Source organism: Mesorhizobium sp. LCM 4577 (assembly GCF_001854795.2).
In the GTDB taxonomy this organism is placed as follows: Bacteria; Pseudomonadota; Alphaproteobacteria; order Rhizobiales; family Rhizobiaceae; genus Mesorhizobium; species Mesorhizobium plurifarium.
The window spans coordinates 1-19,803 of the sequence record NZ_MDDU01000002.1; the positions used below are offsets into that span (position 1 = coordinate 1).

The 19,803-nt window shown below is 63.8% G+C and carries 18 protein-coding genes and 1 pseudogene; 9 read left to right on the forward strand and 10 right to left on the reverse strand.

Translation table 11 applies throughout. The features are described 5' to 3' along the window. Nucleotides 1-120: 120 nt before the first annotated feature. The 4 genes from clpS to LCM4577_RS04560 all read right to left on the reverse strand — a co-directional run bounded on the left by clpS (nt 121) and on the right by LCM4577_RS04560 (nt 1,604). Nucleotides 121-426, reverse strand: a complete 306-nt coding sequence (gene clpS, locus LCM4577_RS04545; protein WP_071033119.1) for an ATP-dependent Clp protease adapter ClpS — start codon at nt 424-426, stop codon at nt 121-123. A 131-nt stretch (nt 427-557) separates the two neighbouring features. Continuing rightward, nucleotides 558-872 (reverse strand): hypothetical protein, encoded by a 315-nt coding sequence (locus tag LCM4577_RS04550; RefSeq protein WP_040989720.1) that lies wholly within the window; start codon nt 870-872, stop codon nt 558-560. A 149-nt stretch (nt 873-1,021) separates the two neighbouring features. Next, entirely contained in the window at nt 1,022-1,261 is a 240-nt protein-coding gene (locus LCM4577_RS04555) for a hypothetical protein (RefSeq protein ID WP_071033117.1), read from the reverse strand. 37 nt (nt 1,262-1,298) lie between these two features. Then, entirely contained in the window at nt 1,299-1,604 is a 306-nt protein-coding gene (locus LCM4577_RS04560; protein ID WP_040989724.1) for a hypothetical protein, read from the reverse strand. A gap of 238 nt (nt 1,605-1,842) precedes the next feature. On the opposite strand from LCM4577_RS04560, the gene LCM4577_RS04565 reads away from it, so the two are divergent. The 3 genes from LCM4577_RS04565 (at nt 1,843) to LCM4577_RS04575 (ending at nt 4,435) form a co-directional block, all read left to right on the forward strand. After that, a complete protein-coding gene (locus LCM4577_RS04565; protein ID WP_071069918.1) occupies nt 1,843-2,559 on the forward strand; it encodes a response regulator in 717 nt (238 codons plus the stop codon). Continuing rightward, the gene (locus LCM4577_RS04570; RefSeq protein ID WP_071033115.1) at nt 2,556-3,965 is read left to right on the forward strand and encodes an ATP-binding protein; all 1,410 of its coding nucleotides are present in this window, start codon (nt 2,556-2,558) and stop codon (nt 3,963-3,965) included. Before LCM4577_RS04565 ends, LCM4577_RS04570 begins: the two co-directional genes overlap by 4 nt. A 95-nt stretch (nt 3,966-4,060) precedes the next feature. Continuing rightward, entirely contained in the window at nt 4,061-4,435 is a 375-nt protein-coding gene (locus LCM4577_RS04575; protein ID WP_040989729.1) for a YciI family protein, read from the forward strand. Between the two features lie 123 nt (nt 4,436-4,558). Here LCM4577_RS04575 and LCM4577_RS04580 read toward each other — a convergent pair whose 3' ends face one another. Together LCM4577_RS04580 and LCM4577_RS04585 are read right to left on the reverse strand one after the other, a co-directional pair. Continuing rightward, entirely contained in the window at nt 4,559-6,040 is a 1,482-nt protein-coding gene (locus LCM4577_RS04580) for a pyridoxal-dependent decarboxylase (RefSeq protein ID WP_071069920.1), read from the reverse strand. A gap of 84 nt (nt 6,041-6,124) precedes the next feature. After that, nucleotides 6,125-7,210 carry a PLP-dependent cysteine synthase family protein gene (locus LCM4577_RS04585; RefSeq protein ID WP_071069922.1) on the reverse strand — a complete coding sequence of 362 codons (1,086 nt, stop codon included), beginning with the start codon at nt 7,208-7,210 and terminating at the stop codon, nt 6,125-6,127. A gap of 171 nt (nt 7,211-7,381) precedes the next feature. Here LCM4577_RS04585 and LCM4577_RS04590 point away from each other — a divergent pair, with 171 nt between their 5' ends. Next, on the forward strand, nt 7,382-9,448 hold the full coding sequence (locus LCM4577_RS04590; protein WP_116389981.1) for a transcriptional regulator: 2,067 nt from the start codon (nt 7,382-7,384) through the stop codon (nt 9,446-9,448). A 13-nt stretch (nt 9,449-9,461) separates the two neighbouring features. Here LCM4577_RS04590 and LCM4577_RS04595 read toward each other — a convergent pair whose 3' ends face one another. The 4 genes from LCM4577_RS04595 to choX form a co-directional block, all read right to left on the reverse strand. After that, nucleotides 9,462-10,499, reverse strand: a complete 1,038-nt coding sequence (locus LCM4577_RS04595) for an MBL fold metallo-hydrolase (protein ID WP_071069926.1) — start codon at nt 10,497-10,499, stop codon at nt 9,462-9,464. A gap of 214 nt (nt 10,500-10,713) precedes the next feature. Continuing rightward, the gene (choV, locus tag LCM4577_RS04600) at nt 10,714-11,895 is read right to left on the reverse strand and encodes a choline ABC transporter ATP-binding protein (RefSeq protein WP_040989735.1); all 1,182 of its coding nucleotides are present in this window, start codon (nt 11,893-11,895) and stop codon (nt 10,714-10,716) included. Continuing rightward, nucleotides 11,892-12,746 carry a choline ABC transporter permease subunit gene (gene choW / locus LCM4577_RS04605; protein WP_040989738.1) on the reverse strand — a complete coding sequence of 285 codons (855 nt, stop codon included), beginning with the start codon at nt 12,744-12,746 and terminating at the stop codon, nt 11,892-11,894. The genes choV and choW overlap by 4 nt, the downstream gene beginning before the upstream one ends. A gap of 124 nt (nt 12,747-12,870) precedes the next feature. Continuing rightward, nucleotides 12,871-13,806 carry a choline ABC transporter substrate-binding protein gene (choX, locus tag LCM4577_RS04610; RefSeq protein WP_071069929.1) on the reverse strand — a complete coding sequence of 312 codons (936 nt, stop codon included), beginning with the start codon at nt 13,804-13,806 and terminating at the stop codon, nt 12,871-12,873. A gap of 250 nt (nt 13,807-14,056) precedes the next feature. On the opposite strand from choX, the pseudogene LCM4577_RS04615 reads away from it, so the two are divergent. The 5 genes and pseudogenes from LCM4577_RS04615 to LCM4577_RS04635 all read left to right on the forward strand — a co-directional run bounded on the left by LCM4577_RS04615 (nt 14,057) and on the right by LCM4577_RS04635 (nt 19,798). Further along, nucleotides 14,057-14,667, forward strand: a pseudogene (locus LCM4577_RS04615) (thymidine kinase). 134 nt (nt 14,668-14,801) lie between these two features. Then, complete coding sequence (locus tag LCM4577_RS04620; RefSeq protein WP_071033109.1) at nt 14,802-15,191, forward strand: cytochrome c family protein; 390 nt, start codon at nt 14,802-14,804, stop codon at nt 15,189-15,191. Nucleotides 15,192-15,497: 306 nt separating this feature from the next. Then, nucleotides 15,498-16,586, forward strand: coding sequence for a hypothetical protein (locus tag LCM4577_RS04625; RefSeq protein WP_040989743.1), 1,089 nt, complete (start codon nt 15,498-15,500; stop codon nt 16,584-16,586). A 137-nt stretch (nt 16,587-16,723) separates the two neighbouring features. After that, nucleotides 16,724-17,869: a hypothetical protein gene (locus LCM4577_RS04630; protein WP_071069931.1), complete on the forward strand. Its 1,146-nt coding sequence runs from the start codon at nt 16,724-16,726 to the stop codon at nt 17,867-17,869. A gap of 24 nt (nt 17,870-17,893) precedes the next feature. Beyond that, nucleotides 17,894-19,798 (forward strand): ATP-binding protein, encoded by a 1,905-nt coding sequence (locus tag LCM4577_RS04635; RefSeq protein ID WP_071069933.1) that lies wholly within the window; start codon nt 17,894-17,896, stop codon nt 19,796-19,798. Nucleotides 19,799-19,803: the final 5 nt, after the last annotated feature.

The window sequence follows — 19,803 nt, forward strand, 5'->3', positions numbered from 1 at the left end:
AACCGCCGCCCGTCAATCCAAGTCGAAGGCACTCCCGTTGCTCTCCCGATCAGATGAGCCTCGACTATGTCTAACTTTCCCCGGACAGCCCTGCCCTTGTGGGAGAAGGGGGAAGTGCCTCTACTCTTCCGGCTCGGTCGTGAACAGCAGCGGATAGCCCTTGGCCTTGCCGGCATCGGTCGCGCGCGCCGCTTTGGTCTCGGCGACGTCGCGCGTGAACACGGCGACCACGCAGACGCCGCGCGTATGYGCGGTGATCATGACGCGGTGCGCCTGATCCTCGCTGAGCTTGAACTCGCCCTTGAGCACCGTCACCACGAATTCGCGCGGCGTGAAATCGTCGTTGACGAGGATGACCTTGTAGAGCTTCGGCCGCTCGGTTTTCGGCTGCGTCTTGGTGCGGGGTTTGAGCACGGTTTCGAGCATCGGAATCCACCAGCGACGAACTGGGTTCTCGTTTCACTTTGTCACGCAGGAACGCGCACGTCCATTTGCCTCGCGCGACGGCAACGGGGCCAAGGTGATGAAAACCTATGTGGGGAAGCGTCGCCTGCCGGTCAACGCCCCTGCCGCCCGGCCGTGCGCGACCTGCCGGGGCCACCCGATCCGCGCTCGAGCAGCGCGAAGAGCATCCAGGCAGCAAAGCCGATCATCGTCGCGCCGGTCAGCACGAGCAGAATCCAGGACTGCGCCGGGGTAATGTAGTCGAAGCTTGAGGAGATCAGCGGAGCGAACAGCTCGGGCTCGGTCCTGCCGCTGGCGGGATCCGGCACGGGGCTTGCGGTAAAGATGATCAACGATCGCGCGGCCGCGGTGACGATCAGGCCGCCGAGTGCCAGCCAACGCATCAGGGACGAAAACCGCTTCTTCATGCGGATTGTCCTACAGCACCGGCATTGCAATCAGGTTAAGGGTCGCGCCAGGCGCGGCGGAAGCTGCCGGTTGGGAGGCTTCCGTCGCGCGTAAGCCGCTCCAGCCGAAATGGCCGGAACGGCTTTGCAAGATGATGCCGAAGCCTGGATCAGGTCTTCGGGGCGTCCTTCTTGTCGGTCTTCTTGACGACCTTCTTGGTCGCAGCCTTCTTGTGCTTCTTGGCGGTCTTCTTGACGACTTTCTTCGCCGTGCTGTCGGCCGGAGCGGTCGTGCTGGTCGCGGTCGAAGCAGCCGGAGCGGTCGTCGTCGTCTGGGCGTTGCCAAGAGTCGGCATCGCGAAGGCGAGAGCAACACCGAGGCCGAGGGCGGAGAGGAGGGACTTCTTCATGGCTTCATTTCCTTTTTCTTGCAGATCTGGATGAGCGTCACTGAACGGGATCGATCGGTGTCACTCCAAGCAGCTTCAAAGCGTTTGCGAGCATCCGGATTCCCTGTGCCTGCTTCTTGTTGGCGCAGAACCGGTTTCCCTTTCTTTGCAGTGCTTTCGCCGCGGTGACCTGCGTTGCCGCGGCATGGGTTTCGAGGGCTTCGTCAACCTGACGGCTCAGATTGGTGCAGCGCTCGGTCCGGGTGAGCGGCGGCGCGACCTTTGCAGTGGAGGCGCCGGCCGCGGCTGTGATGAGCGACATGCTGAGCAAAGCACCCATCACGCTGATCCAGAACCTCTGCATTGATCTCGTCCGTTACTCCGGAAACTTGCGCCGCAGCCGATGACCTGACCGCCACGGCACCGGTTATGACCTTGAAATTTTTCACCAGTTTTTCCCGACTGTAGAATTTTGTTTCTGGATTGTTTCTGGGGAACTCGCCCGGCCCGGCGATCGCGGCCACTGGCCAAGATGTGGCCCGAATTCTATCGTGTGAGAGATTGCCGAAGGGACGCCCGGCTAACAGAATCATAGGTTTCGAGTGAAATCGGACGCACACATACTGATCGTCGACGACGACAAGGGCATACGCGACCTGTTGCAGGAATTCTTCCAGAAGCGCGGCCTGCACACGACGGTTGCCGGCGACGGCACCGAGATGGAAGCGGTCCTGCGCCGCACGCCGGTGGACCTGATCGTTCTCGACGTGATGCTGCCCGGCAAAAGCGGCCTCGAGCTTTGCCGCGAGATCCGCGCCAACTACACGACGCCGATCATCATGCTGACCGCGGTCACCGAAACGACCGATCGCGTGGTGGGCCTGGAAATGGGCGCCGACGATTACGTGCCCAAGCCCTTCGATCCGCGCGAGCTTCTGGCCCGCATACGCGCGGTGCTCAGACGCAACGGCAGCGCCGAGCCGCGCCGCCCGGCCGCCAAGCAGATCTATCACTTTGCCGGTTGGACGATGGACTGCGCGCGGCGCCGCCTGACGGCGCCGGACGACGTCCGGGTGGAGCTGACGATGGCCGAGTTCAACCTGCTGCAGACCTTCGTCAAGAGCGCCCAGCGCGTACTTACCCGCGAGCAGCTGATCGAGCTTTCCGGCGGCGACACCGGCTACAGCTTCGACCGCAGCGTCGACATCCTGGTGAGCCGCCTGCGCCGCAAGATGGAAGACGACCCGAAGACGCCCAAGCTGATCCTGACCGTGCGCAGCGGCGGCTATCAGTTCCTGCCCGAGACCACGTCCGAATGAGACGCTTCCTGCCGCAGACCCTGCCAGTCTGGGTACTGCTCATCGTCATTGCCGGCCTCATGATCAGCCAGGTGGCGACGCTTTACATCGTGGCGCGCGACCGCGCCGCCGCCAACAGTATCGTCGATCTCTACCGGTTGAACGACCGCGCCTACTCGCTGGTGCAGCTGATGCATGACGCCACGCCCGAAGAGCGCAAGGCGACCGCGTCGGGCCTGTTCAACTCGACCTATGCGCTGACGGTCTCGGACACGCCCGCCGTCACCTCTTCGATCGCCGGCGACGACCAGCTGGCGGAGCTGGAGGACATCCTGGTCGGCCGCCTGTCGAAATTCGGCATCACCGACGCGCGCGTGCGGCGCGATCCCGCCACCCAGGAGTCCGATGTCCCGGACGGCCAGGCGGTGAACAAGGATGTCGGCCAGGTCGAGCGTGATCTCCTGGTCCTCGGCGCGGATTTCGCGCAGAGCGACAAGCTGACGGCCTCGCTGCGCTTTTCCGATGGGCAATGGCTGAATTTCACCGAGCCGATCACGCCTCCGGGGCCGATCCTCAGCGTCGACAGCTTGCCGCTCTACTCGCTGATTGCCGGCTTGATCGTGGTGATGTCGATATGGTCGCTGCGCCGCCTGACCGCGCCCTACCGGATGATGGAAACCGCGGTGAAGCGCATCGGAAATGATCTCAAGAGCCCGCCGATCGCCGAGAGCGGCAGCCGCGAGATCCGCGCCGCGGCGAAGGCGATCAACGCCATGCAGATGCGGCTGCGCGACTATGTCGAGGATCGCGAGCACCTCGCGGCGGCGCTGGCGCACGACCTGCGCACGCCGCTGACGCGCATGCGCCTGCGCCTCGAACTGTTGCGCAAGTCGCCGGCGCGCGAGGCGCTCGCGCACGACCTCGCCGACATCGAAAGCATCGCCAGCTCCGTCATCGACTTCGCCAAGTTCGAGGTGACCGAGGAAAAGGCCGAGCGGATCGATTTCTGGTCGCTGGTGGAATCGGTGGCGGACTCCTTCGACGGCGCGTGCTTCGACGAGGACGTGGTCCCTTCGCGCGGCCTCATCTGCATCGCGCGGCCGGTGGCGCTGCGCCGTTGCGTCACCAATCTCATCCAGAACGCCGTGACCTACGGCAAGAAGGCGCATCTCGGCGTGCGGCGATCGGGCGACACGATCACGCTGTCGATCCGCGACGAAGGCCCCGGCATCCCGCAGGCGAAGCTGGATGCCGTGTTCGGCTCCTTCGTGCGGCTGGAGGGTTCGCGCAACCGCGCCACCGGCGGCCTCGGCCTCGGCCTCACCATCGCCCGCAACATCGCGCGCGGCGCCGGCGGGGAGGTCAATCTTTCGAACCATCCCGGCGGGGGCCTTTTGACGGAGTTGAGGCTGCCGGTGGCAGCTTGAGTCAGCAGGCGGTCGTCCCGCCGCATTGCGCCACTGGATCGGCCGCCTCTTCCTTGTGATAGTGCGGCCCGCTTGGTCACGAGGGAAATCCACCCATGTTCTACGCCGTCCTTGCCTATCACGTGGAAGACACCGTGCAGTCCTGGACGCCCGGCGAGGACGCGGCGCTGATGAAAGACCTGCTCGAGGTCAACGACAGGCTGACCCGCGAGGGCAAGCTCGGGCCGGCGGCCCGGCTTGACGCGACGGCCAAGGCCGTGACGCTGCGCGGTCCGGGCGACGGCATGGTCATTGACGGTCCCTTCGCCGAGACCAAGGAACAGTTGCTCGGCCTCTATGTCCTCGATTGCGCGAACCAGGACGAAGCGATCGCCGCCGCGCGCGATCTCAAGCGCGTCAACCCGACCGCCGTCTACGAGATCCGGCCGATCATGCTCTATCTGCCGGGCGCGCCGCTGGCGGCCGGTTGAAATACGCCTAAAGCATGTCTCCCGAAAGTGGGAACCGGTTTCGGGATATAGACATGCGTAAAATCAAACCTAAAGCGCATGGAGCGAATCTGAAAGATCGCGACGCGCTTTAGGTCGCGTGTTTCACATTGGCGCCGCGGCGGCCGCGGTTTCCCGTCCCAACCGAAGCATCTCCGTGACCAGCAGGTCGAGATCGTCGCGCCGCGTGCGGTGATTGGCGATGGCCACTCTCAGGCAATGCCGGCCGTGCACGGTGGTGTCGGACAGAGCCGCGATGCCATCCTCCTGGAGTCTCAGCATGATCTCGGTGTTGAACGCCTTGAGCTTTTCCTCCGACGCACCATCCACCCGGTGGCGGAAGCTGACGATGTTGATGGTGGTCGGCGCCATCAGCTCGAACGACGGCTCCGCCTCGATCCGCCGGGTGAGGTGGCGCGCCTGGGCGATGTTCTGGTCGATCAGCCGGCCGAACTTTTCGACGCCGTGCTCCTTCAGCGCCATCCAGATCTTCAACGCGCGGAAGCCACGCGACGTCTGCAGCCCGTAATCGTGCAGCCACGCTCCGGAAGCCAGGCCTCGCGGTGTCGATTCCAGATATTCCGGCGTGACGGCAAAGGTGTTGCGGTGCGCCGATGCGTCCCGCACCAGCGCGCAGYCGGCCTCGAACGGCGCATGCAGCCATTTGTGCGGATCGAGCGCGATCGAATCCGCCTGTTCGATGCCGGCGACGAGCGATCGGCTCTCGGGCGCGATCGCGATCAGCGCGCCGATGCAGCCGTCGACATGGAACCAGAGGTCTTCTTCGGCCGCCACTTTCGCCAGCGCCCGCAGGTCGTCGACGGCGCCGGTGTTGACGGTGCCGGCGGTGCCGATCACGCAGGCGGGCTTGAACCCCGCCTCGCGATCTTCCGCGATTGCCGCCTTGAGCGCGACGATGTCGATGCGCAGACCGGCATCGGTCGGGATCCGCCGCAGCGCCCGATTGCCGAGGCCGAGCGCCTCCATAGCTTTGCGGTGGCAGGAATGGACCTGGTCCGAGGCGTAGTAGCGCAACGGCTTCGGCATGGCGCCGACGCCACGTTCGCGCACGTCGACGCCCGCCTTGACGTTGCGCGCCACGGTCAGGCCGATGATGTTGGCCATCGAGCCGCCGCTGACCAGCGTGCCGCCGGCCGAGGCAGGGAAACCCACCATCTCCTTCATCCAGTTGACCACCTGGCTGTCCATCAACCCGGCGGCATGGTTGCCGCCGCCGAGATTGGAACCCTGGATCGCGGCCAGGAAGTCGCCGAGCGCGCCGGTGAAGTTGCTGGCCCCCATATACCAGGACCAGAAACGCGGATGGATGTTGCCCATCGGATAAGGCATGACGTTGCGGACGACATCGTCATAGACGTCGGCCACCGGCGCCGGCGACCGCGGCAACGGCGCCGAGAAGAATGAACGCACCTCGGCCGGCATCTCTCGCCAGACAGGACGTTCGCGGACATTCTTGAGATAGGCGATGGCATCGTCGAGGACCTGGTGCGAGAGCGCTCCCATCTCGGTCCAATTCGGCGGATCGAGCGTTTCGTCCGTGGTCGCCGTCTCCTGAAAGCTGTCCATCCGTATCTCTCCCGCCGGCATGTGGGTGATCATGTGCAAGAATGGCGACGCCGCCCTTTGAAGGCGGCGTCGCGGTATCTGTCCTCAGGCTTCGAACTGACAACTTGGCGTCGAGCGCGACAGCGCTGTTTCCTCGGCGTCCATCTCGGCTTCGATGCCGTCGAAAAGCGGCGTCGACATGTAGCGCTCACCGGTGTCGGGCAGCATGCACAGGATGACCGAACCGGCCGGCGCGGTGCCCGCGATCTGCCGCGCGACGGCGAAGGTGGCGCCACCGGAGATGCCGGTGAAGATGCCTTCCTGCTGCGCCAGCGCTTTCGCCCATTTGATGCCTTCGGGGCCAGGGATCGGCACCACCTGGTCATAGTAGCGCTGGTCGATCGCCTCCTGCAGCACGTTGGGGATGAAGTCCGGCGTCCAGCCCTGGATCGGATGTGGCTCGAAAGCTGGGTGGCTGGCAGCCGGCGCGCCGCCGGCGCCGCGCTCCTGCCCCTTGCCGCTGCCGACCAGTTGGGCGTTCGCCGGCTCGGCGAGCACTATTCTGACCTCCGGCCGCTCGCGGCGCAGCACGCGGCCGACCCCGGCGACCGTGCCGCCGGTGCCGTAGCCGGTGACCAGATAATCCAGCCTGGAGCCGGCGAAATCATTGATGATCTCGCGCGCCGTCGTCGCCTCGTGGATGGCGGCATTGGCCTCGGTCTCGAACTGGCGCGCCAAGAACCAGCCGTTCGCCTCGGCGAGCTCGACCGCCTTCTTGTACATGCCGAAGCCCTTCTGGGCGCGCGGCGTCAGCACCACCTTGGCGCCTAGCATGCGCATCAGCTTGCGGCGCTCGATGGAGAAGCTGTCGGCCATCGTCACCACCAGCGGATAGCCTTTCTGCGCGCAGACCATGGCAAGGCCGATGCCGGTGTTGCCGCTCGTCGCCTCGACCACGGTCTGGCCGGGCTTGAGCTTGCCGCTGCGCTCGCCTTCCTCGATGATGTTGAGCGCCAGCCGGTCCTTTACCGAGGCCGCAGGATTGAAGAACTCGGCCTTCACATAGATCGTCGCGTGACCCGGCCCGAGATTGTTGATGCGGATGACCGGCGTGTCGCCGACCGTGTCGAGAATGCTGTCGAACAGCCTGCCGCGCCYGGCCGTGGTCCTGATCTTCAACTGATGCAACATGGGGCTTTCTCCTCGAATCTCACATGCCGGTTACAAACCGGCGGATTGGGCGGCGCGGTTTCGACACCTTGCCGCGTTAGGTTGCTTGATCTGCCGCAAAATGCGGCAACGGCGGCGTTCCGGCGCGGAATGGGGCCGCCGGCTGCCTCCTGTCATCTTTGGTGATAGACTATGGACCAATTGGCCAGCGTTGGAGAAAGCGTGGAAACATACGTGGAATCCACCCGATCGAGGCTGAACGACCGTGTTGGCCTGTCCGTAAGGCTGCTCGGACAACTGACGATTGCTCGCGACGGAGTGCCGGTTACCTTGCCCTCGTCGCGCAAGCTGCGCGCGCTGCTGGCCTATCTGGCGCTGGCGCCTCACCCTGTCAGCCGCAGCCGGCTTTGCGAACTACTCTGGGACGTGCCCAACGATCCGCGCGGCGAGCTTCGCTGGTGCCTGAGCAAGCTGCGCGCCGCGCTGGACGAACCGGCCTTGCGCCGGATCGAGACCGAGGGCGACACCGTGGCGCTTCGCCTCGGCGGTGCGAACGTCGATGCCGTCGAGGCGGCCGCCGCGGTGGCGGAAGGGATCGAGACGCTTGGCCTCGACCGTCTGCGGACGCTTGCGCAACTGTTCGCCGGCGACTTTCTCGACGGCCTGGAGCTCGATCGCAGCCCGCATTTCGGCAGCTGGCTGACGGCGCAGCGCCGCCGATTCGGCGCATGCCATGTTGCCGTCCTTGAGCACATCATCGGTCTTGTCCCGCAGGGGGCCGATGAAGCCGGCGCCTATATCGACAAATGGCTGGAGCTTGCGCCGTTCGACGGCCGCGCGCATGTGGCGCTGCTGGAAAACCTGGCCCGGCGCGGGCAGTTCGGCGCTGGCGAGGAACATCTTGCCACGGCGGCGGAGCTGTTCCACTCCGAAGAGCTTGATTTCACGCCGTTGCGCGAAGCCTGGCAGGAGATAAGGGCCCGCAACGCCGGCGCAACGCCATGCGCCCGGTCCGGGCCGTCTTTCCCGATATCGGATTCGCCGATCGCCGCGATCGAGTCCGAACCCACGGCGACGCGCCGGGCCTCGCTCGCTGTGATGCCGTTTGCGGAGAGCGCCGGCGGCGGCTTCCGCGGCGGCCTGGCCGACGGCCTCACGCACGACATCATCACGCGGCTTGCCAAGCTTCGCGATTTTTTCGTCATCGCCCGCGGCTCGGTCTTCGCGCTCGCCGACAAGAACATCGCGCCGGAAGACGCCGGACGCCGGCTGAATGTCGACTATGTCGCGACGGGCTCGGTGCGGGCTCTGCCGGGCCGGTTTGTCATCTCGGTCGAGCTTGCCGAGGTCCGCACGGCAAGGATCGTCTGGGCCGAGACCTTCGAGCACAAGCCCGACGACATCTTCATCGTCATCGAGGATATCGGCAACAGCATCGTCTCTTCCATCGCCGCCGAGATCGCGACGGTGGAGCGCAACCGCGCATTGCTGAAGGCGCCTAACTCGCTCAATGCCTGGGAGGCTTATCACCGCGGCCTCTGGCACATGTATCGCTTTACCCGCCAGGAAAACGAGCTGGCGCAGCATTTCTTCGGCGAAGCGCTGAAGCTCGATCCCACTTTCGCGCGCGCCTATGCCGGCATGTCCTTCACCCACTGGCAGAATGCTTTCCAGCGCTGGGGCGACCGCGATCGCGAAACCACGCTTGCTTTCGAAAGCGCCGGCCAGAGCCTCTTGGTCGACGACCGCAACCCTGCTGCCCACTGGGCGATGGGCCGCGCGCTATGGCTGCGCGGCGAACAGGACGGCGCGCTGCTGGAACTGGCGAGCGCCGTCGACCTCAGCCCCAATTTCGCGCTCGGCCACTATGCGCTGTCCTTCGTCCATTCCCAGTCGGGCGACCCACTGTCGGCGATCGGCTCATCCGACCATTCGCGTCACCTCAGCCCCTTCGATCCGCTGCTGTTCGGCATGATGGGCGCGCGCGCCATGGCGCATGCAAGGCTGGGCGAATTCGAAGCGGCGGCCGAATGGGCGCTGAAGGCGGCCGCAAGGCCAAACGCCCATGTCATCATCCTGGCGATCGCCGCCCATTGCCTGGCGCTGGCCGGCCGGCAGGACGAAGCGCGCACCTTCGCCGCCGCGATCCGCAACACGCTCCCGAACTATCGCGCTGACGATTTCATCGCCACGTTTCGCTTCGATAGGGACGGAGAAACCCTGTTCCGGAAGGGCGCCAAGCTGATCGGGCTGAATTGAATCCAGCCGGTTGCTAGTGGGATAGCGGCCCGCTGGCTTTCCGCCAGGCGTCGATGCCGCCCTGGATGTGGCGGGCGCTCGAAATCCCGACATCCTGCGCCGCTTGCACCGCCATCGCCGAGCGCTCGCCGAAGGCGCAGTAGAACAGGAGCTGTTTGCTGGTCGATTTCGCCAGCTCGTGCAGCATGCCGCCGGCGGCGATGTTCTCCTGCAGCCGCGCATAGGGCAGATGGATTGCGCCTGGGATGACGCCGTGGCGCTCGCGTTCGGACTGCTCGCGCAGGTCGATCAACGCCACGTCGGGCCGCCCGACCAGGGCCAGCGCCTGCTCTGCGCTCACCGCCCAGCCGCGGGCGGCGATGTCGTCCTGATGCAGTCCGACCCGCATGTTCGCCGGCACGGCCACGTCCATCATTTTCGGGTTGGACAGGTTGAGATTGTTCATGATGTTCACATACTCGTCGACCGACTTCACCTGCAGGCGCGGGTTGAAGGCCTTTTCCTCGCCGATCGTCGACACGGTCTCGCCCTTGTAGTCATGCGCCGGGAAGATCAGCGTCTCGTCGGGCAGCTTGAGCAGGCGGCCGAAGATCGATTCATACTGCTGGCGCGGATCGCCGTTCTGGAAATCGGTGCGGCCGGTGCCGCGGATGAGCAGCGTGTCGCCGGTGAAGACCCGGTCGGGCAGGACGAAGCTGTAGGAATCGTCGGTATGGCCGGGCGTGTAGACGACGTCGAGCGCCAGCCCTTCGATGCCGAGCTTGTCGCCGTCGGCAAGCCGCATCGACACCACGTCGGCCTTGGTCTGCTCGCCCATCACGGTGACGCAATGCGTCCTGTCGCGCAGCGCGCCGAGGCCGGTGATGTGGTCGGCATGAAGATGCGTGTCCACCGCCTTGACCAGCCTGAGATCGAGCTCGTTGACGAGCTGCAGATAGCGCTCGACCTTCTCCAGCACTGGATCGATGATCAGCGCCTCACCGCCCCTGCGGCTGGCGAGCAGGTAGGAGTAGGTGCCCGAAACGGAATCGAAGAGCTGACGGAAGATCATCGTCGCATACCCCGCTGCGTTTCCGCACCGCGCGGGTGCCATCCGCGCGATCGCAGCAATACCCTACCGCATTGAGGCGCGGAATCGGAATGGATTTCGAAAAAAATATGGGCCGGAAGCCTGCCATTCCCCATAGCGAGGAATCACAAGCTTCAAAGGCCGGCGCGAGGTCTTGTCGGGCAACACCCTCAGAAGCTTTTGTCCGCGAGGAAGCCTACCGCCTCAGCACGGCGCTCAGCACGTCCCTGATGCCGATCGCGCCGACGAAGCGCGAGCCCTCGTCGAACAGCGCCACCGGCGCCGTCTGCGAGCGATGCATGGCGAGCATCACCGTTTTCAGCGGCGTGCCGGGATTGGCCCAGAACACCTGCGCCCCTTCCTCCGGCTGGCGCTCGACATCGGCGCAGGACACCCATACCGCCGGCTTGCCGTCGCGTTCGGCTGCCGCAACCAGGCCATGCTCGTCGATCTTGAAGCGCGTCGTCTTGCGCCGGTCGAGCCACACCCAGCCATTGTCGCCCTGCTCCAGATCGCGGCGGTCCCGCATCACGTTCCACGCGGTCAGCACCGACAGCGGGTTCACATTGGCGATGAAGTCGCGGACATAGTCGTTGGCGGGCCGCAGAACGATGTCTTCCGGCGCGCCGGTCTGGACGATGCGGCCGCCCTCCATGATCGTGATGTGGCTGCCGATCTTCAGCGCCTCCTCGAGATCGTGGCTGACGAAGATGATGGTCTTCTTCAACTCGGCCTGCAGTTGCAGCAGTTCGTCCTGCAGCTTGGTGCGGATCAGCGGGTCGAGCGCCGAGAACGGCTCGTCCATCAGAAGGATCGGCGCCTCGGTGGCGAAAGCCCGGGCGAGGCCGACGCGCTGCTGCATACCGCCCGAAAGCTCATGGGCGTATTTCTTCGACCACTGGTCGAGATGGACGAGCTGCAGCTGCTTCTGCACCCGCGCCTTGCGCTCGGCTTCTGGCACGCCGGCAAGCTCGAGGCCAAAGCCGACATTTTCCTCGACCGTGCGCCAGGGCAGCAGGCCGAACTGCTGGAACACCATGGCCACCTGCTTCTGCCGCAGCCGCCGCAAGGTCGCCTCGTCGCAGGTGACGACATCGACGGTGCGGTCACCGTCCTTGACCAGCACCTGGCCGCGCGACACGACGTTGAGCCGGTTGACGGCCCGAAGCAGGGTCGACTTGCCGGAGCCGGACAGCCCCATCAGCACCGAGATCTCGCCTTCATGCACGGTGAGGCTGGCGCCAGCGCATCCCAGCACATTGCCGGTCTTTTCGAGGATTTCGGCACGCGTGGCGCCCTGGTCGATCATCGCCAGCGAACCTGCCTGATCGGCGCCGAAGACGATGTCCACGTTCTTGAAATCAACCGCGACGGTCATTTCTTGCCTCCAACGCCGATGCGGGTCATGCGGTCGAGCACGATGGCGAGCACGACGATGGCGAGGCCCGCCTCAAGCCCGAGATCGATGCGGCGCGAGCCGAGCGCGCGGTTGATTTCCGTGCCGAGGCCGCCGGCGCCGATCAGCGCGGCGAACACCACCATCGACAGCGACAGCATGATCGATTGCGTCAGGCCCGCCATGATGGTCGGCAGCGCCGAGGGCAGCTCCACCTTCCACAGAAGCTGGCGCTTGGTGGCGCCGAAGGCTTCGCCCGCCTCGATGATCGCCTTGGGCACCGAGACGACGCCGAGATGGGTGAGCCGCACGGCCGTCGGGATGACGAAGATGATGGTGACGATCAGGCCGGGCGCGTTGCCGAGCCCGAACAGGGTGAGCACCGGGATCAGGTAGACGAAGGTCGGCAGCGTCTGCATCAGGTCGAGCACCGGCAGCATGACGCGGTAGACCTTCGGCTTGTGCGCGGCCCAGATGCCGAGCGGCACGCCGATCGCCATCGCCATCGCGGCGGCGGCAACGACCAGCACCAGCGTCTGCACCGTCTGTTTCCACAGATTCTGGTTGATGATGAAGATCAGGCCGAGGAAGACGCCGATGGCGAGCGGACGCGAACGCTGCAAAAACCACGCGATGATCGCGATGACCAGCGCCAAGAGCACCGGCGGCACCATCAGCAACAGGTCCACCGCCCCGTCGAGGATGAAATTCAGCCCGTTTGAGAAGGCCCGGAAGATGGTGTCGAAATTGTCGGTCAGGAAGCTGAAGAAGGCCTTGCCCCATGGCCCGATCGGGATCTTGTAGTCGGTCAGGAATTTAGAAATCGGATCCATCTTTCCCCTCTCGGCTTCGCCGCGCTTGCCGCACGGTCATCCTCTCACGTCTCCAGGCATATGAAAAAGGGCAGCCTCTTGAAGAGGCTGCCCTTTTCCGGAAATCATGCCGGTCCCAAGCGGATCAGCCCCCGAGCGCGGTCTTGACGGCCGCAGCCGCGTCTCCGCCGTCGAAGGTGGTGACGCCGGCGATCCAGGGCGCGACCGCGTCCTGATGCTTCTTCAGCCAGTCGGTCGCCACCGTCTGCGGGTCGCCACCCTTCAGGATCGCGTCCATCATCTCGCCTTCCATGTCGAGATTGAACTTCAAATTGGCGATGAACTTGCCCGCGTTCGGGCATTCGGTGGTGTAGCCCTTGCGCACAATGGTGTAGACGGTGGCGGCGCCGAAGCCGCTGTCGCCCATGCCGTCGAGATAGGTGATCTTCATGGCGCCCATCACCGGATGCGGCGTCCAGCCGAGGAAGGCGATCCACTCATTGTTCTTCATCGACTGCTCGGCCTGTGTCAGCATGCCGGCTTCCGACGACTCGACCAGTTCGAAGCCCTCGAGATTGTCCTTCGGGTTCTTGATCATGTCGAGGATGATGCGGTTGCCGTCATTTCCGGCCTCGATGCCGTAGATCTTGCCGTTGAACTTGTCCTTGAACTTGCCGAGATCGGTCAGCGTCTTGACGCCGGCATCCGCGACATAGGTCGGCACGACGATGCCGTAACCGGCGCCCGTCAAATTGGTGCTGATCGTCTCGATCGAGCCCTCTTTGGTGTAGTCCTTGATATCGTTGGTCATCGACGGCATCCAGTTGCCGAGGAAGACGTCGAGGTCCTTGTTCTTCAGCGAGGCCATGGTCACCGGCACCGAGAGCTGGATCGTCTGCGGCTCATAGCCGAGCGCGGTGAGCAGCACCGAGGCGAGGCCCGTGGTGGCCTGGATGTCGGTCCAGCCGACGTCCGACAGGCGGACCGCCTTGCAGCTCGCCGGATCGCCGGCATAAGCGGCGGTCGTGGACAGAAGCGCCGCGAGGCCGAGGCCTGCGACGAAGGATTTCATACGCGACATGAACTTTTCTCCCATTGGAACTTCGAGGCAAAGCGAAGTCACGGTTCTTGCGCCCGCCTTGTTTCGTCAGCCAAACACCATTTTGAAGCTGTTTCAAGCGCTTCAACATCACGACGAACGGCGCGCGCTGGCCATTAAGCGACATGACAGGCTTTTGAACGACATCGGATTTTAGACGGCAGGGAGTTTTTGGTGGACGGAGCCGCGGGCCCCCTCCCCGTGCGCCGATATGTGAGCTTAGAAGGACGGCATGGCCAAGCTTTACTTCCACTACGCGACGATGAACGCCGGCAAGACGACCATGCTCTTGCAGGCGTCCTACAACTATCGCGAACGCGGCATGTCGACGATGCTGTTCGTCGCCGGCCACTATCGCAAGGGCGACCGCGGGTTGATCTCGTCGCGCATCGGCCTCGAATCCGAGGCCGAAATGTTCCGAGACGGCGACGATCTTTATGCCAGGGTCGCCGAGCATCACCAACATGCCCCGGTGCATTGCATCTTCGTCGACGAGGCGCAGTTCCTCGAGGAGGAGCAGGTCTGGCAGCTCGCCCGCATCGCCGACCGGCTGGGTATTCCGGTCATGTGCTACGGCCTGCGCACCGACTTCCAGGGCAATCTGTTCTCCGGCTCGCGGGCGCTGCTCGCCATCGCCGACGACCTGCGCGAAGTGCGCACTATCTGCCGATGCGGCCGCAAGGCGACGATGGTGGTGCGGCTCGGACCCGACGGTAAGGTGGCGAAGCAGGGGGAGCAAGTGGCGATCGGCAAGGACGTCTATGTCTCGCTCTGCCGCCGCCATTGGGAAGAGGGATGGGCAGGGCCGAGCCCGACGACTTCATCGGTTTTGTGGGCCCTTGAGCCGGAAGCTTTTTTGACTGCCGGTCGTCGGGTAGCCGGCTGCCACCCTCTTGCAGTCGTGCGATCTATGCTGCCTTTGTTAAGGTCGGCGCTCTAATTTCCCGCCCAGCCAGAACCAGCCGGAGAATCCCGCAATGTTTCGAGCCATCGTGTCCGCCGTCGTTTTGCTGTTCGCCGGCGGCCTGGCCGCGCATGCCGGTGGCGATGCGGCGCTGGGCAAGAAGGTCTTCAACCGTTGCATCGCTTGCCATGAGGCAGCGACGGATCGCGACAAGGTCGGCCCGCATCTGCTGGGTGTCGTCGGGCGCAAGGCCGGCTCGGCGGAAAGTTTTCAGAGCCATTATTCGCAAGCCATGAAGGATGCCGGCGCAGCGGGCCTCGTCTGGGACGAAGCCAACCTCACGGAATATCTCAAGGCGCCCAGGCAGAAGGTTCCTGGCAACAGGATGGCTTTTACCGGCCTGACCAGCGATGACGACATCGCCAACGTGATTGCCTATCTAAAGGCCGACCCCAAGCCCTGATCGCTATTGCAAAGAGATAGAGCGGTTCGCCGTTTCCCGGAAACAGCGAACCGCTCTAGAGATTTGCCGGCGCTGTTTCATCGCCTTGGCCGTCCGTAAAAACAATAACTTAAGGCATATAAGCTGAAGCTGTTCGACGGCGGCGCGCATTATTGGACACCATGCGCATGCTTGCCTTGTCTTTCAAGGGTCTAACCAATTCTTTTGTTTTGGCGCCTCTGTTTGTCTTCCTTCTTTCAATCCCTTGAAGCCCCACATATATTCGCCGCCACGACACGGAAACGGATGCCGAAGCGGGAGGCCCCAATGGCGACATTGCAGAATTTCGATGCCGAAATTGCCAAGACCAAGCAGGTCGTGCAGGACATGCGCACCAAGATCGAGCAGTCCGGCACGGTGCTCGACACGCTCGCCCAGGCCGACAAGAAGATCGGCGACGCCAATTTCGACATCGAGAACGCCCGCATCGAGGATGTGCTCAAGCAGCAGAAGGTCATGGAAGGCAACATCGCCGACCTGATCATCGGGCTCGAGGATGCCACCAATGTCTTCGGCGCCGAATTCGAAAGCATGAAGAACTACACCGGCTGGGAAAACTTCGTCGGCGTCTTTTCGGCGCAGCGCAAGCAGCGCATGCGCACCGACCGCGTCCGCAACATGTCGCTGGCCGGCAATCTGCAGGAGCTTTTGGCGAAGTCGGACACCATCGTCGGCATCCTGAAGGCGCAGAAGCAGGTCCTCGACCAGCGCTACAAGACTTCCGAGACCAGCCTGTCGCAGGTGATCGAGCGCCGCAAGACGACCATGTCCAACCTCGAGGCGGTGCAAAAGCGCATCGAGGAATTGAACCCTCTGCTGCTCGACATCGAAAACAAGATCGCCTCCTCCACGACCCAGAAGGAGCGCACCGAGCTTGAGGGCGAGCGCTCGAAAATGGCGACCGAATACAACGAAAAACAGGCCAAGGAGCAGGAGCTGCTGGCCGAGAGCCAGACGCTGGAGCGCTACACGTCGATGTTCCAGACTTTCGTCGATTCGCTCAACAACCAGATCGCCGCGCAGTCGACGCTGATCAACAAGCTGACCATCGACACCGAGCAGCGCATCGTGCTGTACAAGGCGCTGGAAGATTCGCTGAAGACCGCCGCCCAGCAGGACGTCGCCCACAAGATCAACACGCTGGGCAGCCAGGTCGACAACACGGCCGAGGAGACGATGGCCGGCATCGGCGCCGCCTCGCAGAAGCACATCGGCGACCTTTTGGAGATGCATGAGAAGAACATGGTGGCTTCAGCCGACATCCAGCGCCGCAAGAAGCTTGCCGACGATGCCTTCGCCCGCCGCTTCGACGATGTGATGAAGAAGCACAACGCCGCCAATTATGTGCAGTCCTAAGCAGGTTCCGCAAAAGTGTCCCACGGTTTTGCGGTCAGAACCTGCGAAAACCAAAGGAATCCAGGCAGATATTCGTGGGGCATCTCACGATTATCTGTCTGGGCGGCGCCGCTGATTTCATTGCAACGGCAGTTCCCATGACACCTGAGAACGACGCGGCGGCTCGCTATTTCTCCGCCATCACGGCGGCGCTGAGCGGGCTGGAAGTGTTCATGCGCGACGATCGCTCGCCGCTTTACCGGCACGGCATCGTCGCCAGGATCGTCGCGGAATATATCGCGCGGCTGGACAAGTCCTTTGCCTGCTGGCGCAACCGGCTCGGCTTCATGGACACGTTCCGCATCTCGCGCGCCGACAGCGGCTATCCCGTTTTCCAGAACCTGCTCGAATTGGAAAACGACCGCCAGCAGGCCGACGCCCGCCTGGCCAACATCCCGCAGGCCGGCGAGCTGCGCGAGGAGATGGCCGACTTCATCCTGYGCCACAAGGAATTTCCGGAAGCGCTGCAGAAGTCGATGGCCGAGCGGCTCTATCTGGAGGACGTCAAGAGCGAGGCGACCTTCGGCCCGTTCACCCTGGCGCAGACGGCCAAGGTCTCGGTCAACCCGAAGACCATGCGGCCCTATTATCTGGTCCATTGGGCGACGTTCGACGGCAGCGCCAACCTGCCGCTGGTCTATATGGTGACGGTGGAGGACTCCTCCGAAAGCATGGTGCGCCAGCTGGTCGACGTGAATGGCAAGCTGAACGAGAAGGTCGATATCCCGCTACCCGTCGACGGCCTGCTCAATCCCGAGCTTGCGCACCGCTTCGACGACTTCACCGAGAAGAATTCGGCCTACACGCTCTCGCCAGCGACGATCGCCGTCAATCTGGACAAGGATTTCGAGCCACTGCACCCCAAGCAATTGCGGCGCGTCGTGCTTGGGCCCTTCTACTCGGCCGGCATCACCGACAACAATTCGACCGTGGCCGAGGTGCTCTCCAAGGTGCGCAAGCCCGAGAATGCCTGGCTGCTCACCTGGACCATCCAGGAGGTCTTTTCCAAGAGCGAGAAGCCGGGCCGCAAGGGTCTTTTCTCCAGCGAGAAGACCACGCAGGAGTTCTTCATCAACACCGACGACCTCGAAGCGGCGCGCCAGGGCGTGTCGAGCTACGAGAACCACGCGCTGATCCCGCACGAGGCCTACCAGGCGCTTTATGCCGCCGGCGAAGCGCAGAAGATCTTTTCCGGCTACAAGGTCCACATCCTGTCCAACGGACAGGTGATCAGCGATGTGTGACCGTCAAACCGCGGAGCATCCTTCATGGACACCGGCCTGACAACGATCTCGGAAGCAGCTATCGAGAAGCACCGCGCGACCGCGCAGAGCTTCATCACCCGCATCGTCGTGCTTGAGGACCCTTCGCGCGAATCCGGCACCGCGCTTGCCGGCACCAACCGCCGCTTCGTCTCGACGGTGTCGGTCGGCTCGGTGCGGCGCACGCGCGAGGTCGAGCTCACGAAAACGGTGGCCGCCATCCACCCTGACGACCAGCTGATGAGCATCCCGCAGCACACGCTGCTTTACCGCGCCCGGCGCGGCCTGGCGATCGCGCTGGCTATTTCGGATGTCTTCGCCGAAGGCTCCGACCTCGAAAGCCTGCAGGCGAAGAACGCGCGGGCGCCGCTGGAAGGTGACGAGGCAGCCACCTTCAAGAGGCTTCTGTCGGCTTCGGCTTACGTCTCGGCCTTCAGCTTCGCCTCCTACCTGCTCCAGTTGATCGACAGCGACGGCGAGGCGCCGAACGATATCCCCGAGCCCGACTTCCTTTTCGACACGCCGCAGGACGCGGTGAAGTCGATCGTCGCCGGCCTCGACAAGGCGATCGCCGGTTCGAAGGATGACGCCGATCTGACGACGCGGACGCGGGCTTTTGCCCGCGTCGCCATCGACGGGCTTTTGGCGCGAAAAGGCCGTTTCGACGGCATCGGTCCGTTCGAGAACGCGCATATCCGCATCGACATCGATGACTTCACCCTCGACGGTTTCGACGTCGCGCCGGGCAAGCGTTCCAAGCCGCTGGTGATGACCTTCAAGAAGCCGGAGGAGGTCGTCGGCAACCACATCGCCAAGTATCAATCGGTCAAATTGGCCAAGATGCTGATGGCCTATGATTTCGAGCGCGAGCTGAACCCCTTCGTCGAGCTTGGCGGCTTCCTGTTCACCTTCATCGGCGACGGCGCGCCGGGCACCGGCAAGACGACGCTGATCCAGATGATCGCCGGCCTCGTCAACGGCTACTGCCAGGTCGCCGGCTATCCCTTCGCTTATGAGAATTTCGGCGTCGACCAGATCTCGTCCTATCAGGGCAAGTCGGGCCAGAACTGCCGCCAGTTCATCAACAACGTGCTCAATCCGCGCGTCATCGGCTTCGGCACCATCGACGACATCGACCAGGTGGCGGCGCGCCGTTCCGACGATCGCGCTTCCGCCGGCCAGCAGGAGATCACCGGCGTCTTGATGGACGCCTTCGCCGGCGCCTCGACGGTGGTGCGCGGCAATTGCTCCTTCGGCATGTTTTCCAACTACCCGGAAAATGTCGACGACGCGCTGCGCCAGCGCGCCGGCGCCCGCTGGCTGGTCGACGGCCCGCAGACCCGCGACGACTACATCGACATCTTCGTGCTGCTCGCCGRCAAGAACCACAAGATCCCGCTCGGGGACCACGAGCTCTATGCCGCGCAGGAGATTCAGCGCGCCGTGGCCGAAGCCTATGAGGAACATGAAAAGCCGCAGGAAGACGGGCTGATGAAGGTCTATGAGCGCTACATGAAGGAGAATGGCGCGCCCAAGACCATGGCCGATGTCGGCACCTACCTGCACCTGATCAAGGACGCCGAGCCGCGCTTCACCGGCCGCGCCATCAAGAACGTCACCGACGCGATAAAAATGCGCGCCATGGACATCGAGCTGCCGGACGATTGGTTCGAGAAGCCGGAAGCCTTCATGCATAAGAGCTACGACGACAAGAAGGCGATGATCGAGGAACTGCGCGGGCCGTTCTCGATGGACATGGTCATGCAGGAGATCAACCGCTACGCCGATTCCGAGTTCCGCTATTCCGACAAGTCGGATGACGCGGCGGTGGAGAAGCTCCTGCGCGACGCAAGGCTGCGCGAGCGAGCAGCGCGCGAGATGGAGGAATTGAAGAAGAAGGGGGCGTGGTGATCTTT

Bases quoted from the DNA above. Each gene is read 5' to 3' on its own strand.
- LCM4577_RS04595 (WP_071069926.1), bottom strand. From the start codon at position 10,499: ATGATCTTCCGTCAGCTCTTCGATTCCGTTTCGGGCACCTACTCCTAC.
- LCM4577_RS04590 (WP_116389981.1), top strand. From the start codon at position 7,382: ATGGACCAATTGGCCAGCGTTGGAGAAAGCGTGGAAACATACGTGGAA.
- LCM4577_RS04555 (WP_071033117.1), bottom strand. From the start codon at position 1,261: ATGAAGAAGTCCCTCCTCTCCGCCCTCGGCCTCGGTGTTGCTCTCGCC.
- choV (WP_040989735.1), bottom strand. From the start codon at position 11,895: ATGACCGTCGCGGTTGATTTCAAGAACGTGGACATCGTCTTCGGCGCC.
- choW (WP_040989738.1), bottom strand. From the start codon at position 12,746: ATGGATCCGATTTCTAAATTCCTGACCGACTACAAGATCCCGATCGGG.
- LCM4577_RS04570 (WP_071033115.1), top strand. From the start codon at position 2,556: ATGAGACGCTTCCTGCCGCAGACCCTGCCAGTCTGGGTACTGCTCATC.
- LCM4577_RS04620 (WP_071033109.1), top strand. From the start codon at position 14,802: ATGTTTCGAGCCATCGTGTCCGCCGTCGTTTTGCTGTTCGCCGGCGGC.
- LCM4577_RS04625 (WP_040989743.1), top strand. From the start codon at position 15,498: ATGGCGACATTGCAGAATTTCGATGCCGAAATTGCCAAGACCAAGCAG.
- LCM4577_RS04560 (WP_040989724.1), bottom strand. From the start codon at position 1,604: ATGCAGAGGTTCTGGATCAGCGTGATGGGTGCTTTGCTCAGCATGTCG.
- LCM4577_RS04550 (WP_040989720.1), bottom strand. From the start codon at position 872: ATGAAGAAGCGGTTTTCGTCCCTGATGCGTTGGCTGGCACTCGGCGGC.
- choX (WP_071069929.1), bottom strand. From the start codon at position 13,806: ATGTCGCGTATGAAATCCTTCGTCGCAGGCCTCGGCCTCGCGGCGCTT.
- LCM4577_RS04575 (WP_040989729.1), top strand. From the start codon at position 4,061: ATGTTCTACGCCGTCCTTGCCTATCACGTGGAAGACACCGTGCAGTCC.